This window comes from Sphingobium sp. VMM (assembly GCF_056790315.1).
Genome location: NZ_JBXGSI010000012.1, coordinates 99,920 through 122,843 on the forward strand (window position 1 = coordinate 99,920; position 22,924 = coordinate 122,843).

General features: G+C 66.5%; 17 protein-coding genes and 1 riboswitch. Of the genes, 14 read left to right on the forward strand and 3 right to left on the reverse strand.

The features are described from left to right. The first annotated feature begins 1 nt into the window (after position 1). From hppD to bluB, 9 genes are all read left to right on the forward strand, one after another. Entirely contained in the window at positions 2-1,042 is a 1,041-nt protein-coding gene (gene hppD / locus ACUCV3_RS16545; protein ID WP_037519495.1) for a 4-hydroxyphenylpyruvate dioxygenase, read from the forward strand. Next, positions 1,035-2,351: a homogentisate 1,2-dioxygenase gene (gene hmgA, locus ACUCV3_RS16550; RefSeq protein WP_482240905.1), complete on the forward strand. Its 1,317-nt coding sequence runs from the start codon at positions 1,035-1,037 to the stop codon at positions 2,349-2,351. Before hppD ends, hmgA begins: the two co-directional genes overlap by 8 nt. Then, a complete protein-coding gene (fahA, locus tag ACUCV3_RS16555) occupies positions 2,348-3,640 on the forward strand; it encodes a fumarylacetoacetase (RefSeq protein ID WP_482240906.1) in 1,293 nt (430 codons plus the stop codon). Before hmgA ends, fahA begins: the two co-directional genes overlap by 4 nt. After that, positions 3,637-4,281: a maleylacetoacetate isomerase gene (gene maiA, locus ACUCV3_RS16560; RefSeq protein WP_279727363.1), complete on the forward strand. Its 645-nt coding sequence runs from the start codon at positions 3,637-3,639 to the stop codon at positions 4,279-4,281. Before fahA ends, maiA begins: the two co-directional genes overlap by 4 nt. Further along, positions 4,278-4,655: a Rieske (2Fe-2S) protein gene (locus ACUCV3_RS16565; RefSeq protein ID WP_279727364.1), complete on the forward strand. Its 378-nt coding sequence runs from the start codon at positions 4,278-4,280 to the stop codon at positions 4,653-4,655. Before maiA ends, ACUCV3_RS16565 begins: the two co-directional genes overlap by 4 nt. Positions 4,656-4,685: 30 nt before the next feature. Then, positions 4,686-4,927, forward strand: a riboswitch (cobalamin riboswitch). Positions 4,928-5,104: 177 nt separating this feature from the next. After that, positions 5,105-6,157 carry a cobalamin biosynthesis protein CobW gene (cobW, locus tag ACUCV3_RS16570; protein ID WP_279727365.1) on the forward strand — a complete coding sequence of 351 codons (1,053 nt, stop codon included), beginning with the start codon at positions 5,105-5,107 and terminating at the stop codon, positions 6,155-6,157. Next, the gene (gene cobN / locus ACUCV3_RS16575) at positions 6,157-9,876 is read left to right on the forward strand and encodes a cobaltochelatase subunit CobN (RefSeq protein WP_482240907.1); all 3,720 of its coding nucleotides are present in this window, start codon (positions 6,157-6,159) and stop codon (positions 9,874-9,876) included. Before cobW ends, cobN begins: the two co-directional genes overlap by 1 nt. 2 nt (positions 9,877-9,878) lie before the next feature. Then, positions 9,879-10,484 (forward strand): cob(I)yrinic acid a,c-diamide adenosyltransferase, encoded by a 606-nt coding sequence (cobO, locus tag ACUCV3_RS16580; RefSeq protein ID WP_279727367.1) that lies wholly within the window; start codon positions 9,879-9,881, stop codon positions 10,482-10,484. Next, entirely contained in the window at positions 10,484-11,119 is a 636-nt protein-coding gene (bluB, locus tag ACUCV3_RS16585; protein ID WP_279727368.1) for a 5,6-dimethylbenzimidazole synthase, read from the forward strand. Before cobO ends, bluB begins: the two co-directional genes overlap by 1 nt. A 4-nt stretch (positions 11,120-11,123) precedes the next feature. On the opposite strand, the gene ACUCV3_RS16590 is transcribed toward bluB, so the two are convergent. Next, the gene (locus ACUCV3_RS16590; protein WP_279727369.1) at positions 11,124-12,968 is read right to left on the reverse strand and encodes an ABCB family ABC transporter ATP-binding protein/permease; all 1,845 of its coding nucleotides are present in this window, start codon (positions 12,966-12,968) and stop codon (positions 11,124-11,126) included. A gap of 271 nt (positions 12,969-13,239) precedes the next feature. On the opposite strand from ACUCV3_RS16590, the gene ACUCV3_RS16595 reads away from it, so the two are divergent. Beyond that, positions 13,240-13,575, forward strand: a complete 336-nt coding sequence (locus ACUCV3_RS16595; RefSeq protein WP_125997999.1) for a hypothetical protein — start codon at positions 13,240-13,242, stop codon at positions 13,573-13,575. Positions 13,576-14,247: 672 nt separating this feature from the next. Here the strand turns inward: ACUCV3_RS16595 and ACUCV3_RS16600 are convergent. Then, complete coding sequence (locus tag ACUCV3_RS16600; RefSeq protein WP_279727372.1) at positions 14,248-14,814, reverse strand: pseudouridine synthase; 567 nt, start codon at positions 14,812-14,814, stop codon at positions 14,248-14,250. Beyond that, positions 14,802-16,016 (reverse strand): JmjC domain-containing protein, encoded by a 1,215-nt coding sequence (locus tag ACUCV3_RS16605; RefSeq protein ID WP_279727373.1) that lies wholly within the window; start codon positions 16,014-16,016, stop codon positions 14,802-14,804. The genes ACUCV3_RS16600 and ACUCV3_RS16605 overlap by 13 nt, the downstream gene beginning before the upstream one ends. 72 nt (positions 16,017-16,088) lie before the next feature. On the opposite strand from ACUCV3_RS16605, the gene mobA reads away from it, so the two are divergent. From mobA to ACUCV3_RS16625, 4 genes are all read left to right on the forward strand, one after another. Beyond that, positions 16,089-16,628, forward strand: coding sequence for a molybdenum cofactor guanylyltransferase (gene mobA, locus ACUCV3_RS16610; protein ID WP_279727374.1), 540 nt, complete (start codon positions 16,089-16,091; stop codon positions 16,626-16,628). Positions 16,629-16,753: 125 nt separating this feature from the next. Next, the gene (locus ACUCV3_RS16615; RefSeq protein WP_279727376.1) at positions 16,754-18,055 is read left to right on the forward strand and encodes a cation:proton antiporter; all 1,302 of its coding nucleotides are present in this window, start codon (positions 16,754-16,756) and stop codon (positions 18,053-18,055) included. Positions 18,056-18,102: 47 nt separating this feature from the next. Next, the gene (locus ACUCV3_RS16620) at positions 18,103-19,614 is read left to right on the forward strand and encodes a tryptophan halogenase family protein (protein ID WP_279727420.1); all 1,512 of its coding nucleotides are present in this window, start codon (positions 18,103-18,105) and stop codon (positions 19,612-19,614) included. Positions 19,615-19,896: 282 nt separating this feature from the next. Continuing rightward, positions 19,897-22,923: a TonB-dependent receptor gene (locus ACUCV3_RS16625; RefSeq protein ID WP_279727377.1), complete on the forward strand. Its 3,027-nt coding sequence runs from the start codon at positions 19,897-19,899 to the stop codon at positions 22,921-22,923. The last annotated feature ends 1 nt before the right edge of the window (position 22,924 follow it).

Here is a 22,924-nt window from a genome sequence, read left to right on the forward strand (position 1 = left end):
TATGACCATCGATCCCGCCAACCCGCTGGGCCTCAACGGCTTCGAGTTCGTTGAATTCACCTCGCCCGAGCCCGAGAAGATGGCCGCCCAGTTCGAGCAGCTGGGCTTCACCGCGACCCACCGACACCCGACCAAGAATATCACCCGCTACAAGCAGGGGCGGATCAACCTGATGCTCAATCGCGACGATGCCGGACGCGTCGCTGCCTTTCGTGGCGAACATGGCCCCTCGGCCAGCGCCATGGCCTTTCGCGTTGCCGATCCCGATGCGGCGCTGCGCTGGGCGCTCGACCATGGCGGCAAGCCGACGGACGAGAATGACACGGTGATCCAGGGGATTGGCGGCTCCTACCTCTATTTCATGCCCGATGGCGGCGATCCCTATGCCGACTGGGCCGAGTTTCCCGGCTGGCGGGAAGCCGAAGCGCGCAACAATGTCGGCCTCGACCTGCTCGACCATCTGACCCACAATGTGAAGCGTGGCCAGATGCGGGTGTGGAGCGAATTTTACCGCACCCTCTTCGGCTTCGAGGAACAGAAATATTTCGATATCAAGGGCAAGGCGACCGGCCTGTTCAGCCAGGCGATGATTGCGCCGGACAAGGCGATCCGCATTCCCCTGAACGAGAGCCAGGACGACAAGAGTCAGATCGAGGAGTTCATCCGCGACTATAATGGCGAGGGCATCCAGCATATCGCGCTTACCACCGCCAATATCTATGACACGGTCGAGCGGCTGCGGGCGCGCGGGGTGCGGCTGCAGGACACGATCGAGACCTATTATGAGCTGGTCGACCAGCGCGTGCCGGGCCATGGCGAGGATCTGGAACGGTTGAAGCGCAACCGCATTCTGATCGACGGCAATGTCGGTGAGGAGGGCATCTTGCTGCAGATCTTTACCGAGACGATGTTCGGCCCGATCTTCTTCGAGATCATCCAGCGCAAGGGCAATGAAGGCTTTGGCAATGGGAATTTCCAGGCGCTCTATGAATCGATCGAACTGGACCAGATCCGTCGCGGCGTGATCACCGTCGATGAGTGACGCGCCGCCCCGGATGATGAGCGGCTTCGGCAATCATTTCTCGACCGAGGCGGTGGCCGGCGCGCTGCCGGTGGGGCGCAATTCGCCCCAGCGCCTGCCCTATGGCCTCTATGCCGAGCAATTGTCCGGCACCGCCTTCACCGCGCCGCGGGCGGAGAACAGGCGCAGCTGGCTCTATCGCATGCGGCCGGCGGCGGCGCATCCGCCCTTCGCACCCTATGATGCTGCAGTTTTGCTGCGCAGCGCGCCGTTCGACGAAGTGCCGCCATCGCCCAACCGGCTGCGCTGGAACCCGTTGCCATTGCCTGAGGGTGACGTTGATTTCATCGACGGCCTCACCAGCTATGCCGGCAATGGCGATGTCGCGGCGGGACAGGGTTGCGCCGTGCATCTCTATGCCGCGACGGCCTCGATGGTCGACCGCGCCTTCGTCTGCGCCGATGGCGAGATGCTGATCGTGCCGCAGCAGGGCGCGCTGCGTATCGTCACCGAACTGGGCGTGATGGATGTCGCGCCATTGCAGATTGCGCTGATCCCGCGCGGCGTCCGCTTCCGGGTCGAGCTGACCGAGGGCGCGGCGCGCGGCTATGTCTGCGAAAATTATGGGGCGCCCTTCCGCCTGCCGGATCTGGGGCCGATCGGCGCCAATGGCCTGGCCAACCCCCGCGATTTCGAGGCGCCGATCGCGGCATTCGAGGATGTCGAGCGTCCTTATGCGCTGGTGCAGAAGTATATGGGCCGCCTGTGGATAATCATGCTGGATCACAGCCCGTTCGATGTCGTCGCCTGGCACGGCAATCTTGCGCCGCTGCGCTATGACCTGACCCGTTTCAACACGATCAACACGGTCAGTTTCGACCATCCCGATCCGTCGATCTTCACGGTGCTGACCTCCCCGAGCGAAACGCCGGGCACCGCCAATATCGATTTCGTCATCTTCCCGCCGCGCTGGATGGTGGCGGAGGACACGTTCCGGCCGCCCTGGTTCCACCGCAATGTGATGAGCGAGCTGATGGGGCTGATCCATGGCGAATATGATGCCAAGGCGGGCGGCTTTGCGCCCGGCGGCGCGTCGCTGCACAATGGCATGGCCGGCCATGGCCCCGACCGGGCGAGCTATGACAAGGCGATCGCCGCCGACTTGGCGCCCCAGCGCATCGCCGACACCATGGCCTTCATGTTCGAAAGCCGCATGGTGCTGCGCCCGACACGCTGGGCGATGGAAAGCCCGCTACTGCAACCCGATTATGATGAATGCTGGTCCGGCTTCCGCAAGGCCCAGCTTCCCCCGATGAACGAGACCCCATGAGCTATCGGCACATAGACGAAACCCATGATCCCGCCCGCACCAGCTGGGTTGCGAGCGCGCAGGATCATGGCGACTTCCCGATCCAGAATCTGCCCTATGGCCTGTTCTCGCCCGCCGGCGGACCGCCGCGCGCGGGTGTCGCGATCGGCGATGCGATATTGGACCTGGCCGCCTGTGTCGGCGCCGGGCTGATCGATTGCGCACCGCTGCTGGAAGACCAGCTCAATGGCCTGATGGCGCTGCCGGTGGCGGAGCGGGTCGCCCTGCGCCGCCGGATCAGCGCGCTGCTGTCGAACCCGGCCCATCGCCCGGCGGTCGAGCCGCTGTTGCACCGGGCGGCGGACTGCACGCTGCACCTGCCGGCGCGGATCGGCGACTATAGCGACTTCTATGTCGGCATCCATCACGCCAACAATATCGGCCGCCAGTTCCGGCCCGACAATCCGCTGCTGCCCAATTATAAATATGTGCCGATCGGCTATCATGGCCGGGCATCCTCGATCCGTCCGTCGGGGGATCCGTTGGTCCGCCCGCGCGGCCAGCGCAAGCCGCCCGAGGCCGAGGTTCCGGTGGTCGGCCCGACTGCCCGGCTCGACTATGAGCTGGAACTGGGCGTGTGGATCGGCACCGGCAATGATCTGGGCAGCCCGATCCCCATCGGCGAGGCGGCCGATCATGTCGCCGGCTTCTGCCTGCTCAACGACTGGTCGGCGCGCGATTTCCAGGCTTGGGAATATCAGCCGCTCGGGCCCTTCGTGGCCAAGAATTTCCATTCGACCATCTCGCCCTGGGTGGTGACGCCCGAGGCGCTGGCGCCGTTCCGCATCGCCCAGCCGCCCCGGCCCGAAGGCGACCCGGCGCCGCTGCCTTACCTCAGCGATGCCGACGATCAGGCCCATGGTGCGCTGGCGCTGACCTTGGAAGTCTATCTGTCCACCCAGGCGATGCGCGACGCGGGCCAGCCGCCGATGCGGCTGAGCCAGGGGCCGGCGAGCAACATGTACTGGACCGTCAGCCAGATCGTCACCCATCATGCCTCCAATGGCTGCAACCTGATGCCCGGCGATCTGCTCGGCAGCGGCACCATCTCCGCCCCGACGCGCGATGGCTATGGCAGCCTGATGGAAATCAGCAGCGGCGGGCGCGAGCCGATCATCCTGCCATCGGGCGAGACGCGCTGCTTCCTGGAGGATGGCGACGAGGTGACATTGCGCGCCACGGCATCAGCCCCCGGCCATGTGCCGATCGGCTTTGGCGAATGCCGCGCGATGATCGTGCCGGCGCGATGAGCGACCTCACCCTTCATGGCTATTGGCGGTCGAGCGCGAGCTATCGCGTACGGATTGCGCTGGCCCTGAAGGGTGTCGACTATGCACAGGTCACCCATGATCTGCGCAGCGGTGCGCAGCGCGCGCCCGACTATCGAGCGCTGGCGCCGCAGGGGCTGGTGCCCGCGCTGGTCGCGGGCGACACCGTGCTGACGCAGAGCGGCGCGATCCTGGAATGGATCGAGGCGCGCTGGCCGCAGCCGCCCCTGCTGCCCGCCGATCCGGGCGATGCGGCGATCGTCCGTGCCATGGCCGGCATCATTGCCTGCGACATTCATCCGCTCGGCAATCTGCGCGTGTTGCAGGCGCTGCGGCAGGATTTCGGCGCCAGCGAGGATCAGGTCCGTGCCTGGATCGCGCGTTGGACCGGCGAGGGATTTGCTGCGCTCGAAACGCTGATCGCCCGGCATGGCGGCCGCTTCGCCTTCGGCGACAGCCCCAGCTTCGCCGACTGCCATATCGTGCCCCAGCTCTACAATGCCCGGCGCTTCGGCGTCGACCTGACGCCCTTTCCGCGGCTGTGCGCCGTGGACGCGGCGGCATGCGCGCTCCCCGCCTTTGCCGCCGCGCACCCCGATCGCCAGCCCGACGCTGACATATGAGTGACACTGACACGCGCCTGTTCGCGACGCCGGCGGGCGTGCGCCTCTGCCCGATCGACCAGATCGCCGACGGCAAGGCGCGCAATTTCGTGCTGCAGATGCGCGCCGGCCGCTTCCATGGATTTGCCGTGCGGGATGGCGATCATGTCGCCGGCTTTGTCGACCAATGCCCCCATGCCGGCCTGCCGCTGGCGCAGCAGCTGGACGATTATCTGACCCCGGACGGTAGTCATATCAGATGCAGCTGGCACGGCGCCATTTTCCGCCGCGACGATGGCGTCTGTGTCGGCGGCCCCTGTGTCGGTCAGCGCCTTAGGCTTTGGCCGCTCGCCATCGCTGATGGCTGGATTGTCACCGCTGCCCAAAGCGACTAGGAACCGGCCCAGGGACGGGGCTTCGCATCGTCCCGACATGATCGCGCCGGTGCCCCCACGGGGGCTTAAAATGGGAAGGCGGTGCGGATGCCATGGCGTCCAAATCCGCAGCTGTCCCTGCAACTGTGAGCGGCGAGCGTGATGAACAAAGCTGTCCCCGATGCGGGATCAGCAGCCACTGGGCCGGACGCTAAATCCTGCGAGGCCTGGGAAGGCCGTTCCTCCCGCTATGACCCGCAAGCCAGGAGACCTGCCGGCGTTTAGGTCGCTCTTGCTTTGGTCCAGGGGATGGCCGGGGCACGGTGTTCCGTCTGAGCGACAGGTTGGCGGCTGGAGCCGCGCGGTCACGCATCTGCGGGCGAACAAGCGCCCGTCCGCGATGCCGGCCGGCCGTGCGTGCGCGCCCGGTTCGCTCCCGCCCCGGTTGCTCCGGCGCGCGAGTATTTGTCATGGCCAACACTGCATCTGCCAAGATCCCGACCACCGTCATCACCGGCTTCCTGGGCGCGGGCAAGACCACGCTGATCCGCCATCTGCTGGAAAATGCGAAGGGGCGCCGGCTCGCCCTCATCATCAACGAATTTGGCGATGTCGGCGTCGACGGCGAACTGGTGAAGGGCTGCAACGACGCCGCCTGCCCGGAAGAGGATATCGTCGAGCTGGCCAATGGCTGCATCTGCTGCACCGTAGCCGACGATTTCCTGCCGACCATGACCGCGCTGCTCGACCGGCCGAGCCCGCCCGACCATATCATCATCGAAACCTCGGGGCTGGCCCTGCCCAAGCCGCTGGTCAAGGCGTTCCAGTGGCCCGACATCCGCACCCGCGCTACGGTGGACGGCGTCGTCGCGCTGATCGACGCCGATGCGGTCGCCGCCGGCCGTTTTGCCACGGACGAGGCCGCCCTGGCCGCAGCGCGCGCCGCCGACCCCAATCTGGACCATGACAGTCCGCTGGAGGAATTGTTCGAGGATCAGCTCGCCTGCGCCGACATGGTGGTGCTGAACAAAAGCGACCTGGTCGATGCCGACACGCTGGCCGCGGTCGAGGCGCAGGTCGATGCCGAGACGCGGCCCGGCGTGAAGATCGTCCGCGCCGCCCATGGTGCGGTCGATATCGGCGCGCTGCTGGGCATCGTCGCGGCGGCAGAGGATGATCTCGACGCCCGGCCCTCGCACCATGAGGCGGAGGGCGAGGATCATGACCATGATGATTTCGACAGCTTCGTCGTCGGCGGCGATGCCGTTGTCGATCCCGACACGCTGGTGGAGGCGCTGTCCGCGCTGATCGCCACCCATGACGTGCTGCGCGTCAAGGGCATGGTCGCGGTCGCGGGCAAGCCGATGCGCCTGGTCGTGCAGGCGGTCGGCCCGCGCATCCAGCATTTCTTCGACCGTCCCTGGCAGCCGCAGGAAGCGCGCCGCACCCAGCTGGTGGTGATCGGCCAGAAGGGGCTGAACCGCGCCGCGATCGATGCCGACATCCAGGCCGTGCTCGGCTGATGCATCTTCTGTCCGCCACGCCGGGAACGATCAGCGACGGCGAGGAGGCGATCGACCTCGATCAGCCGCCCGGCGACATCGTCATCCTGACCGTGGCGGACAGCGACCTGGCCTGTTTCGCCGCCGCTGCCGCGCGCCTGCCCGATGATGCGCCGAGCGTGCGGCTGGCCAATCTGCTGCAGCTCAAACATCCCTATTCGGTCGACCTCTATGTCGAGAAGGTGATCGCCAGGGCGCGCTTCGTCTGCGTCATCCTGCTCGGCGGCAAGAGCTATTGGCCCTATGGCGTGGACGAGATTGCGCAGGTCGCGCGTGAACGGGGCATCGCCTTCGCCGCGATCGCCGATGGGCGCGAGGGCGATCCCGCGCTGGATCTGGCTTCCACCGTGCCGGCGGCGATGCGCGAGCAGCTGCGCGACTATCTGCGCCAGGGCGGCACCGCCAATGCGCTCTCCTTCCTGCGCTGCGCCGCGCGGCTGATCGGCGCGGATGCGGGCGAGCCCGATCATCCGCTGCCGATCGCCGACGCGGGCCTGTACCTGCCAGGTCACGACCGGCCGGGCGTGGCCGAGCTGCGCGCGACCTGGGTCGAGGGGCGGCCGGTGGCACTGCTGATCTTCTATCGCGCGCTGGTGGTGGCCGGCACGCTGAGCGCGGTCGATGCGATGGTAGCGACCCTTGGCGCGCGCGGCTTCAACGTTGCCGCCGTGCATGTGCGTGCGTTGCGCGAGCCGTTCGTGCGCGACTGGCTCGGCGGGCTGCTGGCCGATATCGCGCCCGACATCATCGTCAATGCGACCAGCTTTGCCGCCTCCTCGTCGTCCGTTCCGCGCGTACCGGGCATCTTGGAACAGGCCGATTGCCCGATCCTGCAGACCGCCTTTGCGGGGGTCGAGGAAGGCAGCTGGCGCGGGTCCGCCCGTGGCCTTGGTCCGCGCGACCTGGCGATGAATGTCGCCCTGCCCGAAGTGGACGGGCGCCTCTTCACCCGCGCCGTGGCTTTCAAGGCGGCCGAGCGGTTCGACGCGCGAACCCAGTGCGGCATCGTCGTGCCGCGCGTGGCACCCGACCGGGTCGCCTTCGTCGCCGATCTGGCGCGCAACTGGGCAGCGCTGCGCCGCACGCCGCCTGCCGAGCGCCGGGTTGCGCTGGTGCTGGCCAATTATCCCAATCGCGACGGGCGGATCGGCAATGGCGTCGGCCTCGACACGCCGGCCAGCGCCGCCGCGATCCTGTGCCGGCTGGGCGAGGCCGGCTATGCGATCGGCGACGCCCCGCGCGATGGCGCTGCACTGATGCGGCTGATGACCGGCGGCGTCACCAATGACCGGGCGTCGATCGACCGACCGGGCGAGGTCAGCCTGTCGCTCGATGTCTATCGCGCCGCCTTTGCCGCTCTGCCGGACAGCGCGCGTGACGCCATGGTCGATCGCTGGGGCGCGCCCGAGGCCGATCCCTTCGTGCGCGACGGCGCCTTTCGCCTCGCCGTCCATCGCTTCGGCCATGTCGCGATCGCGGTGCAGCCGGCGCGCGGCTATAATATCGATCCCAAGAGCAGCTATCATGACCCGGCGCTGCCGCCGCCGCACGCCTATCTCGCCTTCCATGTCTGGCTGGAGCAGGATTTCGGCGCGCAGGCGCTGGTCCATGTCGGCAAGCATGGCAATCTGGAATGGCTGCCGGGCAAGGCGGTGTCGCTCTCGGCCGATTGCTTCCCCGAAATCTGCGCCGGGCCGGTGCCGCAACTCTATCCATTCATCGTCAATGATCCGGGCGAGGGGACGCAGGCCAAGCGCCGCATCGGCGCCGTCATCCTCGACCATCTGACCCCGCCGCTGACGCGAGCGGAAAGCTATGGGCCGCTGAAACAGCTCGAAGCGCTGGTGGACGAATATTATCTCGCCGCCGGCATGGACCCGCGCCGGCTCGACCGGCTGCGCCGCGATATCATCGACCTTGCCCGCAGCCAGGGGCTGGACAAAGATGCGGGCGCCGCCGGCGACGATGACGACGCGCTTGCCGCGATCGACAATTATCTGTGCGAGCTCAAGGAATTGCAGATCCGCGACGGGCTGCATGTCTTCACCGCCTCGCCGCAGGGGCGGTTGCGGCGCGACCTGCTGATCGCGCTGGCGCGCACGCCGCGTGGCCTGGATCATCCGGGGCAGGCCTCCTTGCTGCGCGCGCTGGCCGATGATCTGGGGCTGGGTTTCGATCCGCTCGATTGCCTGCTGGGGGCGCCATGGCATGGGCTGCGTCCGGCCCCGCTGGCGGACTTATCCACAGACCCTTGGCGCACCCATGGCGACATGGTCGAGCGACTGGAGCTGCTGGCGGCGGCGCTGGTCGACGGCGCGGCGCCGGTCGGCCCGGCTAGCACCGCCGTGCTGGCGGCGATCGCCGATGATCTGGCGCCGCGCGTCGATGCCTGTGGTCCGCGCGAGGCGGCGGCCCTGCTGGCCGGGCTCGACGGGCGGTTCGTGCTGCCGGGGCCATCGGGCGCACCGACGCGCGGCCGGCCCGACGTGCTGCCGACCGGGCGCAATTTCTTTTCGGTCGATACCCGCGCCGTGCCGACCGCTGTCGCCTGGGATCTGGGCCAGCGATCGGCGCAATTGCTGGTCGACGATTATCTCCAGCGCGAGGGCGACTATCCCCGCGCCATCGCCTTGTCCGCCTGGGGCACGGCCAATATGCGCACCGGCGGCGACGATATTGCCCAGGCGCTGGCGCTGATGGGGGTGCGGCCGCGCTGGGAATGGAGTTCGGGGCGGGTCGTCGGCTTCGAGATGATGACCCTGGCCGAGCTGGGCCGGCCGCGCGTGGACGTGACGTTGCGCGTCTCCGGCTTCTTCCGCGACGCCTTTCCCGAACAGATCGACCTGATCGACAGCGCCGCCCGTGCGGTGATGGCGCTGGATGAACCGGACGAGGATAATCCCGCCGCCGCCCGGCATCGCGCCGAGCAGGCGGCGCTGGTGGCGGATGGTGCCGATGCGGCGGAGGCCGCGCGCCGCGCCGGTGCCCGCGTGTTCGGATCGAAACCCGGCGCCTATGGCGCGGGACTGCAGGCGATGATTGACGAGAAGATCTGGCACAGCCGCGCCGATCTGGCGAACGTCTATCTCGACTGGGGCGGCTATGCCTATGGCGCGGGGGTGGAGGGCGACAGCGAACGCAGCCTGTTCGCCACGCGCCTCTCCCAGGCCGATGCCGTCGTCCAGAACCAGGATAATCGCGAGCATGACCTGCTCGACAGCGACGATTATTATCAGTTCGAGGGCGGCATCGCCGCCGCCATCGAGCATCTTAAAGGTGCCAAGCCGCTCAGCTATCATAATGACCATAGCCGTCCGGAACGGCCGGTGATCCGCACGCTGGAGGACGAGATCGGCCGTATCGTCCGCGCCCGCGTCACCAACCCCAAATGGATCGCCGGCGTCATGCGCCATGGTTACAAGGGCGCGTTCGAGATCGCCGCCTCGGTCGACTATCTCTTCGCCTTTGCCGCCACCACCCATGCGGTGCGCGACCATCATTTCGACGCCGTCCACGCCGCCTTCATCGAGGATGAGGCCGTGCGCGCCTTCATGGCCGACGCCAACCCCGCCGCCCTGCGCGAGACCGCCGCCCGGCTGAGCGAGGCGCTGGAACGCGGCCTGTGGAAACCCAAGTCCAACAGCGCGGGCATGCTGCTCGCCGAGCTTTCTGGAGAGTGACGATGGTCGAACGCACCGACGAACAGCATGCGGAAAAGATGAAGAAGAAGCAGGCTGCCCATGACAAGATCATGGCGACCAAGACCCAGGAAAAGGGCCTGCTGATCGTCCATACCGGCAAGGGCAAGGGCAAGACCACGGCGGCGCTGGGCATGGTCGTGCGCATGATCGGCCATGGCAAGAAGGTCGGCGTGGTCCAGTTCGTGAAGGGCGCGATGACCACCGGCGAGAAGGCGGTGTTCGATGCCTTTCCCGAGCAGATCGAGTTCAAGCCGATGGGCGAGGGCTTCACCTGGAACACGCAGGATCGCAGCCGCGACATCGCGCTGGCGCGCGCGGCGTGGGACGAGGTGAAGCGCATGGTCGCCGACCCCGATTATGCGATGGTGCTGGCCGATGAACTCAATATCGTGCTGCGCTACGACTATCTGCCGCTGGACGAGGTGCTGGCGGTGCTGACCGGCAGGGACGAGATGAAGCATGTCGTCGTCACCGGCCGCAATGCGCCCGAGGCGCTGATCGAGGCGGCCGATCTGGTCACCGAAATGACCATGATCAAGCATCCCTTCCGCAGCGGGGTGAAGGCGCAGGCCGGCATCGAATATTGATGCAGGCCTTCGATCCCGATTTCTGCGTGACGCTGACGGAGCTGCTGACCTGGCGCCGCGACGTGCGCCATTTCCGCACCGATCCGCTGGACGAGGCGATGGTGCTGGAACTGCTGACGCTGGCGCAACTGGCGCCGTCAGTCGGCAACAGCCAGCCCTGGCGCTTCGTCCGGGTGCGGACGCCACCCCTGCGCGCGGCATTGGCCGATCATGTCGATGCCGAGCGGGAGCGGGCCACCAGCCAGATAACCGACGCGACCCGGCATGACGCCTATCGCGCGCTGAAGCTGCACGGGCTGGGCGAGGCGCCGGAGATCATCGCGGTCTTCTGCGATGATGCGACGCAGGCCGGCGCGGGGCTGGGCGCGGCGACCATGCCGCAGACCCGGCTCCATTCGGTGATGCTGGCGATCCACACGCTGTGGCTGGCCGCGCGGGCGCGTGGGCTGGCGCTCGGCTGGGTATCGATCCTCGATCCCGCCTTTGTCACGCGGACGCTGGCAGTGCCCGACGACTGGACCTTCGCCGCCCTGCTGTGCTTGGGCCATCCCGAGACGGTCGCCGACACGCCCGAACTGGACCGGCTGGGCTGGCAGGCCCGGCTCGATCCGCTGGCGCAGATCAGCGAGCGCTGACCATTTATTGCGGGGCGACCTCGAACATGTCCTCGATCCCCGGCTCTTCGGGCATGTCGTCGCGCTCGGTTGCCTGGCGCGCCCACATGGTCGCGTAGAGGCCGTCGGCGCGGACCAGATCGGCATGGCGGCCGCGCTCGACGATGCGACCGGCGTCCAGCACGATGATCTCGTCGGCATCGACCACGGTCGACAGGCGATGGGCGACCACCAAGGTCGTGCGCTTGCGGCTGATGTCGCGCAGCACGGTCTGGATCTCGGTCTCGGTGCGACTGTCGAGCGCGCTGGTCGCTTCGTCCAGCACCAGTAGCGGCGGGTCTTTCAGCAGCGTGCGGGCGATGGCGACGCGTTGCTTCTCGCCGCCCGACAGCTTGAGGCCGCGTTCGCCGACGCGGGTGTCATAGCCTTGGGGCAGGCTCATGATGAAATCATGGATCGACGCCGCCTTGGCCGCCGCCTCGATTTCATCCTGGCGCGCGCCTTCGCGGCCATAGCCGATATTATAGCCGACCGTGTCGTTGAACAGGACCATGTCCTGCGGCACGATGCCGATCGCGGCGCGCAGTGAGGCCTGCGTCACGGCGGAGATGTCCTGCCCGTCGATCGACACGGTACCGCCCTGGATATCGTAGAAGCGGAACAGGATGCGGGCGATGGTCGACTTGCCCGCGCCCGATGGGCCGACGATGGCCAGCGTCTTGCCCGCCGGCACAGCGAAGCTGACGCCATGGAGGATTTCGCGTTCGGGATCATAGCCGAAGCGGACAGCGTCGAAGCGAACCGCGCCGCCCGCGACCTGCAGCGGCGGGGCGCCGGGCACGTCGGCCACCTCCGTCTCAGTATCGATCAGCTTGTACATCGCCTCCATGTCGATCAGGCCCTGGCGGATGGTGCGATAGACCATGCCGAGCAGGTCGAGCGGGCGGAACAGCTGCGACAGGAGGGTGTTCACCAGCACCACGTCGCCAGTGGAGAACTGCCCCCGGCTCCAGCCCCAGACGGTATAGGCCATCGCCCCGCCCATCATCAGGTTGGTGATGAGCGACTGGCCGATATTGAGCCAGGCGAGGCTGTTTTCGGACTTTACCGCCGCCTTGGCATAACGGCGCATGGCGGAGCCGTAGCGCCGCGCCTCGCGCTCCTCGGCGCCGAAATATTTGACCGTCTCGAAATTCAGCAGGCTGTCGACGGCATGGGCAACGGCGCTGGTGTCCATGTCGACCATGTCGCGGCGCAGCTGGTTGCGCCATTCGGTGACGAGCCGGGTGAACCAGATATAGAGGGCGACCATGGCCAGCGTCGCGGCGACCAGGCCGGGGCCGAACTTCACCAGGAAGATGGCGCAGACGGCGAGCAGTTCCAGCACCGTCGGCGCGATGTTGAACAGCAGGAAATAGAGCATCGTGTCGATGCTTTTGGTGCCGCGCTCGACGATCTTGGTGACGGCGCCGGTGCGCCGGTCGAGATGGAAGCGCAACGACAGGCGGTGGAGATGGACGAAGACATCGTCGGCCAGCCGCCGGCCCGCTTCCTGCCCGACCTTCTCGAAAATGGCGTTGCGCAGATTGTCGAACAATACGCCGCCAAAGCGCGCACCGGCATAGGCGACGACCAGCGCCATGGCGAGGCCGGCGGCCGGCTCCAGCCCCGGCGCCATCCGGTCGATCGCGCCCTTATAGGCGAAGGGCATGGCGAGGGTGACGACCTTGGCCAGCGCGACCAGCGCCAGCGCCACCGCGACACGGCGGCGCAGCGCCGGCGCATCGGCCGGCCAGAGATAGGGGATGAAGCGCCGCAGCGTGGACCAGGCGGGCGGAAGGGGCGTGGAATCGGGCGTGGCTGGGGGCATTTGTCGCTATTTAGGGCATGACGGGCGGCAATCCAGTGGCGCGACCATCCGGCCGGCCACGCAAAAGCGTCCCTTGTTGGAGATGATCCGCTTAACTTCGCATATTTCCCGCACATTCTGACATTTTCTTGCGCCCCGCCGATCCTATCGAAAAGTCGGGAACCGGGTGGCGAGAATAGCAAAGCGGGCTGCTGTAGGACAGCATCTTGCCCCGATGCGGCGCCCATGGCAGGCTTCGCCTCCGTCATCCTTCCCCGACAAGGAGCACGGCATGGAACCCTTCAGCGCAGCCCCCTTCAGCATGGCTTTGGCCCCCGAACGACTGTGGCAGGCGATCAATCCCCTGACCTGGACGCAGAGCGGCGGCCAGGTCGGCCTCATCAATATCGCGCTCGGCCAGACGGCACGCCCGGACATAGAGCGCACGGTACTGAACGAGGTCGGCAGCTATGGCCGGCAGATCGGCCGGATCGGCGACGCGCTGGAAGTGCTGATCCGCCATTTCGAGACCAGGGATCTGCCACAGGCGGAACGCGACGCGCTGACGATTTTGATGGGCCAACTGGCCGAGGTCCGCAAGGTCAAGGCGCGCGAACGGGACGGGTGATATGGGGTTGGAACAAGGCATAGCCCCTCCCTTCCAGGGAGGGGTTGGGGTGGGTTGCGAGCGTAGCGAGCTTCTGCCCTATCGATCGTAGACCGCCGCTGCGCGGCGCACCCACCCCCGGCCCCTACCTGGAAGGGAGGGGAGTAGGGAACAGCCGCATCTGGTCGAAGCCTGCCAATCCCCACAGGCGTCATCCTGACGACAGTCAGGATCCATTCTGCACTGCGCCAGATAGGGATTGCTGAATGGATTCCGGATCAAGTCCGGGATGACGACGAGGAGAGGGCAGCATTGGGCCGTCAGCCATCAATGACGGGAGATAGTCGCTACCGCTCATCCCCAGCAATGTCGCGCCGGACGCGATCCGGTCGCGCGCGTGGCCGTCATCGCCCACCGCTTTCCTATTCGCCCTGTCTCTGGTCTCCCTTGGCGATGCGACAGCGCTGTTCCTCACCAACCCACCTTCTCCATCCGGCGCCTGCCCGGCGCGCAACCGGTGCGTGGGTGTCGCTTCGGCGGCGCGCGGCGGGGGCGATCCGGGCGCGGTGCGCGGACCCGCCCCCTGTTGGAGGTGACGCGTCATGGATGCGCGACCGGCGCGTCGCAGGGGCAAAGCCGGCGCAAAAGGCCCTAAAAGCCCGTTTACACTGTGAACTTCGGGAGAGGCGTCTTCTATCGGCCCTGGCGCAGGATCGCCGGCGCCTCCCGCCAGGTGCCCGGCGCGATGTCGTCGATCGTCCAGTCGCCGATGCGCCAGCGGACCAGGCGCAGGGTCGGCAGGCCGACCGCCGCGGTCATGCGGCGGACCTGGCGATTGCGGCCTTCGCGGATGGTGAGGCGCAGCCAGCAATCGGGCACGCTCTTGCGGAAGCGCACCGGCGGGTCGCGCGGCCACAGCGCGGGATCGTCGATCCGCTCGACCTCCGCCGGCAGGGTCATGCCGTCCTTCAGTTGCACGCCGTGCCGCAGCGCCGCCAGCGGCGCATCGTCGGGGTCGCCCTCCACCTGGACCAGATAGGTTTTGGGCATCTTGAAGCGCGGGTCGGCGATGCGCGCCTGCAACCGGCCATCATCGGTCAGCAGCAGCAGCCCCTCGCTGTCGAGGTCGAGCCGGCCGGCGGGATAGACGCCGGGCTGGTCGACATAATCGGCCAGGGTCGGGCGCGGCGGGCCGGTGCGCTCGTCGCTGAACTGGCAGAGCACGCCATAGGGCTTGTTGAGGAGGATCAGTCGTCCCACGCGTCGTCCTTCTCATCCTCCTCAAACGCGATGCTGCCCTGATTGTGGAGCAGCACCAGCAGCGCGATCGCCGCATCGTCGTCGGCCAGCGCCGGATCAAGCGCCAGCGCGTCGTCCGCGCACAATTGCTGCGCCAGCGCCGCGCTGGCGCCGGTGCAATCATGCGACGCGCCATCGACGAACAGCATGATGGCGTCTTCCGCCCGGACGAAGGCGAAGCGGCTGGCCGGGTTGCGGCGCAGGGGTGCGCCTTCCGCCACCAGCGCCTGCATGGATGCGGGGTCGATCGCTTCCTCGGGTGCCCAATCGATCTCGGGATATTTGCGGGTGCTGCTATATTCGCCGAACCAGCGGGCAAAGCCGGCGGGATCGCCCAATTGTGCCAGCACCATCGCCTGCAACCGGGCCAATGCGGCCGGCGCGATCTCGCCGGGATTGGCCTGGCGCGCCAAAGCGGGGTCGGCATAGCGGTCATCCTCGCCCAGCCCTTCGAGCAGCCGGTCGGTCCAGCCCTCGATCAGTTCGCTGCGCGCCGGCGCGCGAAAGCCGACCGAATAGGTCATGCAGTCGTCGCCCACCGCGACGCCATCATGGGCGATGCCGGGCGGGACATAGAGGATGTCGCCAGGCTCCAGCACCCATTCGTCGGTGGCGTCGAACGTGGCGAGCAGGCGCAGGTCGGCATGGGGGCGCAGCGGGCTGCCATCGTCGCACGCCTGGCCGATGCGCCAGCGGCGGCGGCCCGCGCCCTGGATCAGGAAGACGTCATACTGGTCGAAATGCGGGCCGACGCCGCCGCCGTCGCTGGCATAGCTGACCATGACATCGTCGATCCGCCAGTCGGGGATGAAGCGGAACGGGGCGATCAGCGCCGCGACATCGGGCACCTGATGATCGACCGCCTGCACCAGCAGGGTCCAGGGGCTGGCGCCGAGCGCGGCGAAGCGATCCTCGGCCAGCGGCCCCTGTTCCATTTTCCAGTCGCCGTCCGCCTGCACCACCAGCCGCGACTCGACGCCTTCCTCGCAGGCCAGGCCCGCCAGTTCCTCGGGCGCCAGCGGGTTGGTCCATTGCGCCCAGGGATTGCGGATCAGCAGCGGCCTTTGCTGCCAATAGTCGCGCAGGAACAGGTCGATATCGAAATCATGCAGATGCATCGGGGTCTCGCCGGGAAGGGGCGGCGCGCGGCGCGCGCCTGCCATCGGCGCGAACCCTTGCTCCTGTGCCCTGCCAATGTCAAAGCAGACGGGACCGGATCGGCAGGAGGGGCGGGCATGGCCAGGCTGTTGGGGGCGATAATAGCGGGCGGACGCGCGACCCGCTTCGGCAGCGACAAGGCAGCGGCGCTGCTCGACGGGCGGCGGCTGATCGACCATGCGATCGATGCGCTGTCCCCCCATGTCGCCGCGATCGCAATCTGTGGCCGGGCCGAGGAAGGACATCTGAGCCTGCCCGACCGGCCGGGGCCGGACATGGGGCCGCTGGGCGGCCTCAACGCCGCGCTGCATCATGCCCAGGCCCACGGCTTTGACGGCGTGCTGACCAGCGGCTGCGACATGCCCTTCTATCCGGCCGACCTGCCCGCGCTGCTGATCGGCGAGCGGGCGGCAATCCTCGACGGGCAGCAGCTGCTCGGCTGGTGGCCGGCCGCGCTGGCGCCCGAGCTGGACGCGCATCTGGCGGAGGACAATAACCGATCGATCCGGGGCTGGCTGGCGCGGATTGGTGCGCGCACCGTGACGCTGCCGGGGCTGGTGCTGCCCAATATCAATCGGCCGGATGATCTGGCCGCGATCCGGCGCGATCGGGGGTAGCGCTCCCATTTTTTGCGGCGGGGTGCGAAAAACACTTGTCCCCCCGCGCCATCCTGCCATTGTCCAGCGCGTCGGATGCGGGGAACGGGGATTCCCATGCACCGGACAGGGGCAAGGAGGGGTGCATGGATCTGGTCCATGTCGGCGCGGCGTTGGCGGTGCAGATGGTCGTCATTCTTGGCGCCTGTCGCCTGTCCGGCTGGCTGGTCGGCCGGTTCCTGCACCAGCCACGGGTGATCGGCGACATGATCGCGGGCATCCTGCTTGGTCCTTCTCTGCTTGGCTGGCTGGCGCCGCAGGCCCAGGCGCTGCTCTTCCCGATCGAGACCCGGCCGCTGCTGCAATTTGTCGCGCAGGCCGGCATCGGCCTCTACATGTTCCTGGTCGGCCTCGGCTTTCGCCGCGCGCATTTCCATCTTCAGGCGGGCAGCGCCGTTGCGGTTTCGCTGTGCGGCATCATCGTGCCCTTCCTGGGCGCGGTGGCGCTGACCCCCTGGCTGTCGGCCATGAGGCTGTTCGGGCCGACGGTCACGCCGTTCGAGGCGACCCTGTTCATCGGCGTCGCCATTTCCATCACCGCCTTTCCCGTGCTGGCGCGGATCATCCGCGAACGGGGGCTGGGTGGCACGCCGCTGGCCGCGCTGGCGCTGTCGGCCGGGGCGATCGACGATGCGATCGCCTGGTCGATCCTGGCGATCCTGCTCGCCTGCATCGGCGCGGACGGGATGATCGCGGTCCGGGCGCTGGGCGGCGGCGGGCTGTTCGCGATCGTCATGCTGTTCCTGGGCAGTCGGCTGCTGGCGCCACTCGCTCGCTGGGCGGAGCGGGAAGGGCGGGTCACGCCGGCCATGTTGCTGGTCGTGCTGCTGCTGTTTGGCGGGTGCGCCTGGGCGATGGACATGGCCGGGCTTCATGCCGTGTTCGGCGGCTTCCTGCTGGGGGTGGCGATGCCGCGCGGCATCCTGTCGCAGGGGCTGGCCCGCAGGCTGGAGCCGACGACCATCGGTCTGCTGGTGCCGATCTTCTTCACCGTTTCCGGCCTTAATACGCAGGTGACGATGGTGAGCAGCCTGTCGCTGGCGCTGGTCGCGCTGGCGATCCTGGCGGCATCGATCCTGGCCAAGGGGGGCGCCTGCTGGGCGGCGGCGCGGCTGACCGGGCAGGACAATGTCACCGCGCTCGCCGTCGGCGCGCTGATGAATGCGCGCGGCCTGATGGAATTGCTGGTCATCAATATCGGCCTGCAGCGCGGCATCATCGGGCCGGAACTGTTCGCGATGCTGGCGCTGATGACGATCGTGACGACGATGATGACGGTTCCGGCGATCGACCGGCTGGCGCGCCGGAAGGGGTTGGGCGGCCCGATTGCCGACGGGCCGGACGATGACCCCGCCGCGCGCGCCGTCGCGACGCCCGGTGCTGCCTGACCGATGCACCGCCCCATCCTGTTTTCCCTTCCGCTGGAATGACCGACATGCATGCAGATTTTCCGACGTCCGACCGGGTGGTGAAGCGGGTTGTCGTCGCCGGCGGCGGCACGGCCGGCTGGGTGACGGCGACCGCGCTGGTCCGCCATCTGGGACCGCTGATCGACATCACGCTGATTGAATCCGACGCGATCGGCACCATCGGCGTGGGCGAATCCACCGTGCCGACCTTCCGCGGCTTCCACCAGTTGATGAAGATCCGCGAAGACCGCTTCATGGCCGAGGCGCAGGCGACGGTGAAGCTGGGCATCGAGTTCAAGAATTGGGGGCAGGTCGGCGACCGCTATATCCACCCGTTTGGCACGATCGGGCTGCAATGGAGCTGGATGGCCGATTTCCACCATTTCTGGCTGCATGCCAGGGCGCAGGGTTTTGGCGGCGAACTGGGCGAATATTGCCTGGAGTGGATGGCGGGCGAGGCCAATCGCATGTCGCTCAGCAGCTCGGTCGCGCCCAGCTATGCCTATCATATCGACGCGGCGCGCTATGCCCGCTTCCTGCGCAGCCTGGCCGAGCCGGCGGGGGTGAAGCGGGTCGAAGGCAAGATCCGCAATGTCGAACTGGCGCCCGAGAGCGGCCATATCGCGGCGTTGGTGCTGGAATCGGGCACGCGGATCGAGGGTGACCTGTTCATCGACTGCACCGGTTTTCGATCGCTGTTGCTGGGCGAGGCGCTGGGGGTCGGCTTCGAGGATTGGGGCCAGTGGATCCGCACCGACCGCGCGGTCGCGGTCCAGTCCACCTCCGACGGTCCGGCCCAGCCCTATACTTCGGCGATCGCGCATGAGGCGGGCTGGCGCTGGCGCATTCCGTTGCAGCATCGCGACGGCAACGGCTTCGTCTTCGCCAGCGATTTCATGTCCGACGACGAAGCCCATGCCCGGCTGCTGGCGGAGATTGAGGGGGAACCGATCGTCGACCCGTGGCTGGTGCGGTTCAAGACCGGCACCCGGACCAGGGCCTGGCACAAGAACTGCGTTGGCCTGGGGCTGGCCGGCGGCTTCATCGAGCCGCTCGAATCGACCAGCATCCACCTGATGATGGCGGCGGTGACGCGATTGATCGAGGATTTCCCCTTCCACGGGTTCGACGACGCGCTGCTCGACCATTTCAACCGCAAGTCACGGCTGGAGTTCGAGAATATCCGCGATTTCATCATCCTTCACTATCATGTGACCCAGCGCGACGATTCCCCTTTCTGGGATCATTGCCGGACGATGGAGATACCCGACAGCCTGAAGGAAAGGCTGGCGCTGTGGCAGGAAAATGGCCGCGCCTATCAACTGGGGCATGAGCTGTTCCGCGTCGACAGCTGGTCATCGGTGCTGCTGGGTCAGGGCATGCACCCGCGCGGCTATCATCATGTCGCGGCGATGATGCCCGAACCGCAGTTGCGCGAGGAGCTGGCGCGGATGCGCAAAGACATTGCCGGGGTCGTCGCGGAGATGCCCAGCCATCGCGAATTCCTGCGCCGCTATTGTCCTGCAGAATTGGTCTAGTCAAAAAATGCGCATCGGTAGAATATTTTTTGCAATGCACAATAAAACATAAAAAACCATTATTTTCAGTCAAATATAAATCTGTAAATCAAACCCTTAGGGACTTTAACCGATCACAGCATCATAATTGACAACGCTGGCCATTAGGCTAGCATGAACGTCCAATAAGGCTCGATGTGGGCGAGCTGTTATAAAAGGGAGGATTCTGAAATGGGTTTACCATATTCCAGATTCATGCGTTGCGCGTCTCTGATAGCGCTAACGTATAGCGTTACACCAACGATGGCGCAGGCGCAGGACGCCGCCGTCCAGAATGCCGAAGCCGACATCATCGTCACCGGCGTGCGTGCCAGCCTTGATCGCGCGATCGACATCAAGCGCAATTCGAGCGGCGTGGTCGATGCCATTTCGGCCGAAGATATCGGCAAGTTCCCCGACACCAACCTGGCGGAATCGCTGCAGCGTATCACCGGCGTGTCGATCGATCGCGTCAATGGCGAAGGCTCGCAGGTCACGGTCCGCGGCTTTGGCGGCGGCTTCAACCTGGTGACGCTGAACGGGCGCGCGCTGCCATCGGCCAATGTCACCTCCGTCGGCGGCGACCAGAATGCCGACTATTCGTCGGGCACCAGCCGCTCCTTCGACTTCGGCAATCTCGCGTCGGAAGGCGTCAGCACGCTGGAAGTCTACAAGACCGGTCGCGCGGCGATCCCGTCGGGCGGCATCGGCGCGTCGATCAACGTCATCACCCGCAAGCCGCTCGACGCGCGCGAGGCGGGCTTCAGCGGCACGATCGGCGTTAAGGCGCTCTATGACACCAGCGTCGAGAAGAGCCTGAGCGACCCGGCCAAGATCACGCCCGAAGCATCGGGCCTGCTGAGCTGGCGCGACGAGAATGAAGTGTTCGGCGTGTCGATCTTCGGCAGCTATCAAAAGCGTAATTTCTCGACCCGCGGCGCGACCGTCAACAACTGGAACATCCGCCGCTACAGCCAGTTCGCCGATCCGGCCAACGGCTTCGTCAACGCCAATACCCAGATCAGCAACGCGCCGACCGACCCGAACACCCTGGTGTCGGTGCCCAATGACAGCAGCTATTATTATTCGCAGGGCTCGCGCGAGCGCATCAACGGATCGGCGGTCATGCAATTCCGCCCGACCGAGACGCTGACCTTCACCGCCGACGCACTGTTCGCCCAGAACAAGCAGCATGAACAGCGCGCCAGCCAGGGCAACTGGTTCAACCGGCCCTTCGCCCAGGTCGAATTCGACGGCAATCCGGTGGTCGCCACGACCAGCTATCTGCAGGAGAATATCGCCGGCGTTAAGGACGCGGCCTTCGAACAGGCCGAACGCGGCGTGCGCAACCGGCTGCAGGATTATGGCCTGAACGCCAAATGGGAAATCAACGACCGCGTCACCCTGTCGATCGACGGCCATACCGGCCTGGCGCAAAGCTCCCCGGACAATCCCAATGGCGTCAGTTCGACGCTGGTGGGCCTGGGCGCGCCGATCGTGGCGTCGCAGTCGGCCGATTTCAGCGGCACCATCCCGGTCCAGTCGATCACCATCAATGATGCCCTGCGCGGCAATAATAATGGCGTGCTGGATCTGGGTGATCTGGGGTCGCAGATGGGTCGCACCGTGTCCTCGTCGCAGCGCCAGCGGCTCAACGAAATTCGCGCCGACCTGGGCTGGGAACTGGATGATGGCGGCAGCCGCTTTGATGTCGGTGCCAATTACCGCACGTCCAAGATGCGCCAGACCCGCACCCAGACGCAGCAGACGCTGGGCGACTGGGGCATCAGCAATGTCGGCGATATCGGATCGGTCGCGCCGGGCGTGCTGCAGGAATATTGCCTGGTCTGCAAGTTCGACAATTTCGATGCCAAGGGTCAGGGCGCGACGCTGACCGCCTTCCAAGGCAGCGCCGTCGACCTTTATAATGCGCTGTCGCCTTATTATGCCCAGCGCGGCAATGCGATCGGCATCACCCAGCAGGAAGATAACCGGGTCAAGGAGGATATCTGGTCCGCCTATGGCCAGTTGACCTGGAAGGGCGAACTGGCGGGCCGTCCGGCGACCCTGGTGGTCGGCGCACGCTATGAACGGACCAAGGTGCGTTCGACATCGCTGGTGGCGGTGCCGCAGGCGATCAACTGGGTATCGGATAACGACTTCACCCTGGTGGTGTCGGATGAGGTCCAGCCTGTTTCGGACAGCGGCAATTACAACAACTTCCTGCCCGCGATGGATTTCCAGATCGAGCTGGCGAAGAATTTCATCGGTCGCTTCTCGTTCAGCAAGACCATTGCCCGGCCCGATTATGGCAATCTGTTCGTGGCAAGCTCGGTCGGCACGCCGCCGCGTCCGATCGCGCTCGGCGGCTTTGCCACCGGATCGACCGGCAACGCCCGCCTGTCGCCGCTGATTTCCGACAACCTCGATCTGTCGTTCGAATGGTATTACAAGCCGTCGAGCTACATCTCGGCGGGCGTGTTCGAAAAGCGGGTGCAGAATTTCGTCGGCACCGGCCAGACGACGCGCAACCTGTTTGGGCTGCGCGACGTCAGTTCGGGCGCGGCGGGATCGCGCTCGGGCACGGCACTGGCTGAACTCAAGCGGCTGGGGGCTGACCCGAGCGACGTCAACCTGTTCACGATGACGGCATTGCTGCAGCAGCAGGGCAATATCGATGCCGCGTCGCAGCAGTTCCAGGCGAACTATTCGAACGGCGCGCTCAGCCAGGCCTTCATCGACCAGGTGCTGACCGAAGTCGACCTGACGCCGGACGCCAATGACCCGCTCTACGACTTCGAGGTCACGCAGCCGATCAACAACCGGCAGGGCAAGATCTGGGGCTTCGAACTCGCCGCCCAGCATTTCTTCGGCAATACCGGTTTCGGTGTGTCGGCGGCCTATACGCTGGTCCGGGGTGACGTGGGCATCGATGTCGGCGCCGATCCGAGCGAGGACCAGTTCGCGCTGGTCGGCCTGTCGGATACCGCCAACGCCACGCTGATCTATGACAAGAACGGCCTGTCGGCCCGTCTCGCCTATAACTGGCGCGACAAGTTCCTGCAGTCGGCCAACCGTGGCGGCGGCGATCGCAACCCGGTGTTCGTGCGCCCGTTCGGCCAGCTTGATCTCAACATCAGCTGGGATGTGTCGGAACAGTTTGCCGTCTCGTTCGAGGCGATCAACCTGACCGAGAGCGACATCCGCACCTATGGCCGCGACAAGAGCAACCTGTGGTATGCGCAGGAACTGGACCGTCGCTTCCTGCTGGGTGGTCGCTTCCGCTTCTAAG

Excerpts from the sequence above, each read along its gene's own strand:
- ACUCV3_RS16565 (WP_279727364.1), top strand. The coding sequence starts at position 4,278 with ATGAGTGACACTGACACGCGCCTGTTCGCGACGCCGGCGGGCGTGCGC.
- cobN (WP_482240907.1), top strand. The coding sequence starts at position 6,157 with ATGCATCTTCTGTCCGCCACGCCGGGAACGATCAGCGACGGCGAGGAG.
- hppD (WP_037519495.1), top strand. The coding sequence starts at position 2 with ATGACCATCGATCCCGCCAACCCGCTGGGCCTCAACGGCTTCGAGTTC.
- fahA (WP_482240906.1), top strand. The coding sequence starts at position 2,348 with ATGAGCTATCGGCACATAGACGAAACCCATGATCCCGCCCGCACCAGC.
- cobO (WP_279727367.1), top strand. The coding sequence starts at position 9,879 with ATGGTCGAACGCACCGACGAACAGCATGCGGAAAAGATGAAGAAGAAG.
- ACUCV3_RS16625 (WP_279727377.1), top strand. The coding sequence starts at position 19,897 with ATGGCGCAGGCGCAGGACGCCGCCGTCCAGAATGCCGAAGCCGACATC.
- ACUCV3_RS16595 (WP_125997999.1), top strand. The coding sequence starts at position 13,240 with ATGGAACCCTTCAGCGCAGCCCCCTTCAGCATGGCTTTGGCCCCCGAA.
- ACUCV3_RS16605 (WP_279727373.1), bottom strand. The coding sequence starts at position 16,016 with ATGGCAGGCGCGCGCCGCGCGCCGCCCCTTCCCGGCGAGACCCCGATG.
- bluB (WP_279727368.1), top strand. The coding sequence starts at position 10,484 with ATGCAGGCCTTCGATCCCGATTTCTGCGTGACGCTGACGGAGCTGCTG.
- ACUCV3_RS16590 (WP_279727369.1), bottom strand. The coding sequence starts at position 12,968 with ATGCCCCCAGCCACGCCCGATTCCACGCCCCTTCCGCCCGCCTGGTCC.
- ACUCV3_RS16620 (WP_279727420.1), top strand. The coding sequence starts at position 18,103 with ATGCATGCAGATTTTCCGACGTCCGACCGGGTGGTGAAGCGGGTTGTC.
- ACUCV3_RS16615 (WP_279727376.1), top strand. The coding sequence starts at position 16,754 with ATGGATCTGGTCCATGTCGGCGCGGCGTTGGCGGTGCAGATGGTCGTC.
- maiA (WP_279727363.1), top strand. The coding sequence starts at position 3,637 with ATGAGCGACCTCACCCTTCATGGCTATTGGCGGTCGAGCGCGAGCTAT.
- mobA (WP_279727374.1), top strand. The coding sequence starts at position 16,089 with ATGGCCAGGCTGTTGGGGGCGATAATAGCGGGCGGACGCGCGACCCGC.
- hmgA (WP_482240905.1), top strand. The coding sequence starts at position 1,035 with ATGAGTGACGCGCCGCCCCGGATGATGAGCGGCTTCGGCAATCATTTC.
- cobW (WP_279727365.1), top strand. The coding sequence starts at position 5,105 with ATGGCCAACACTGCATCTGCCAAGATCCCGACCACCGTCATCACCGGC.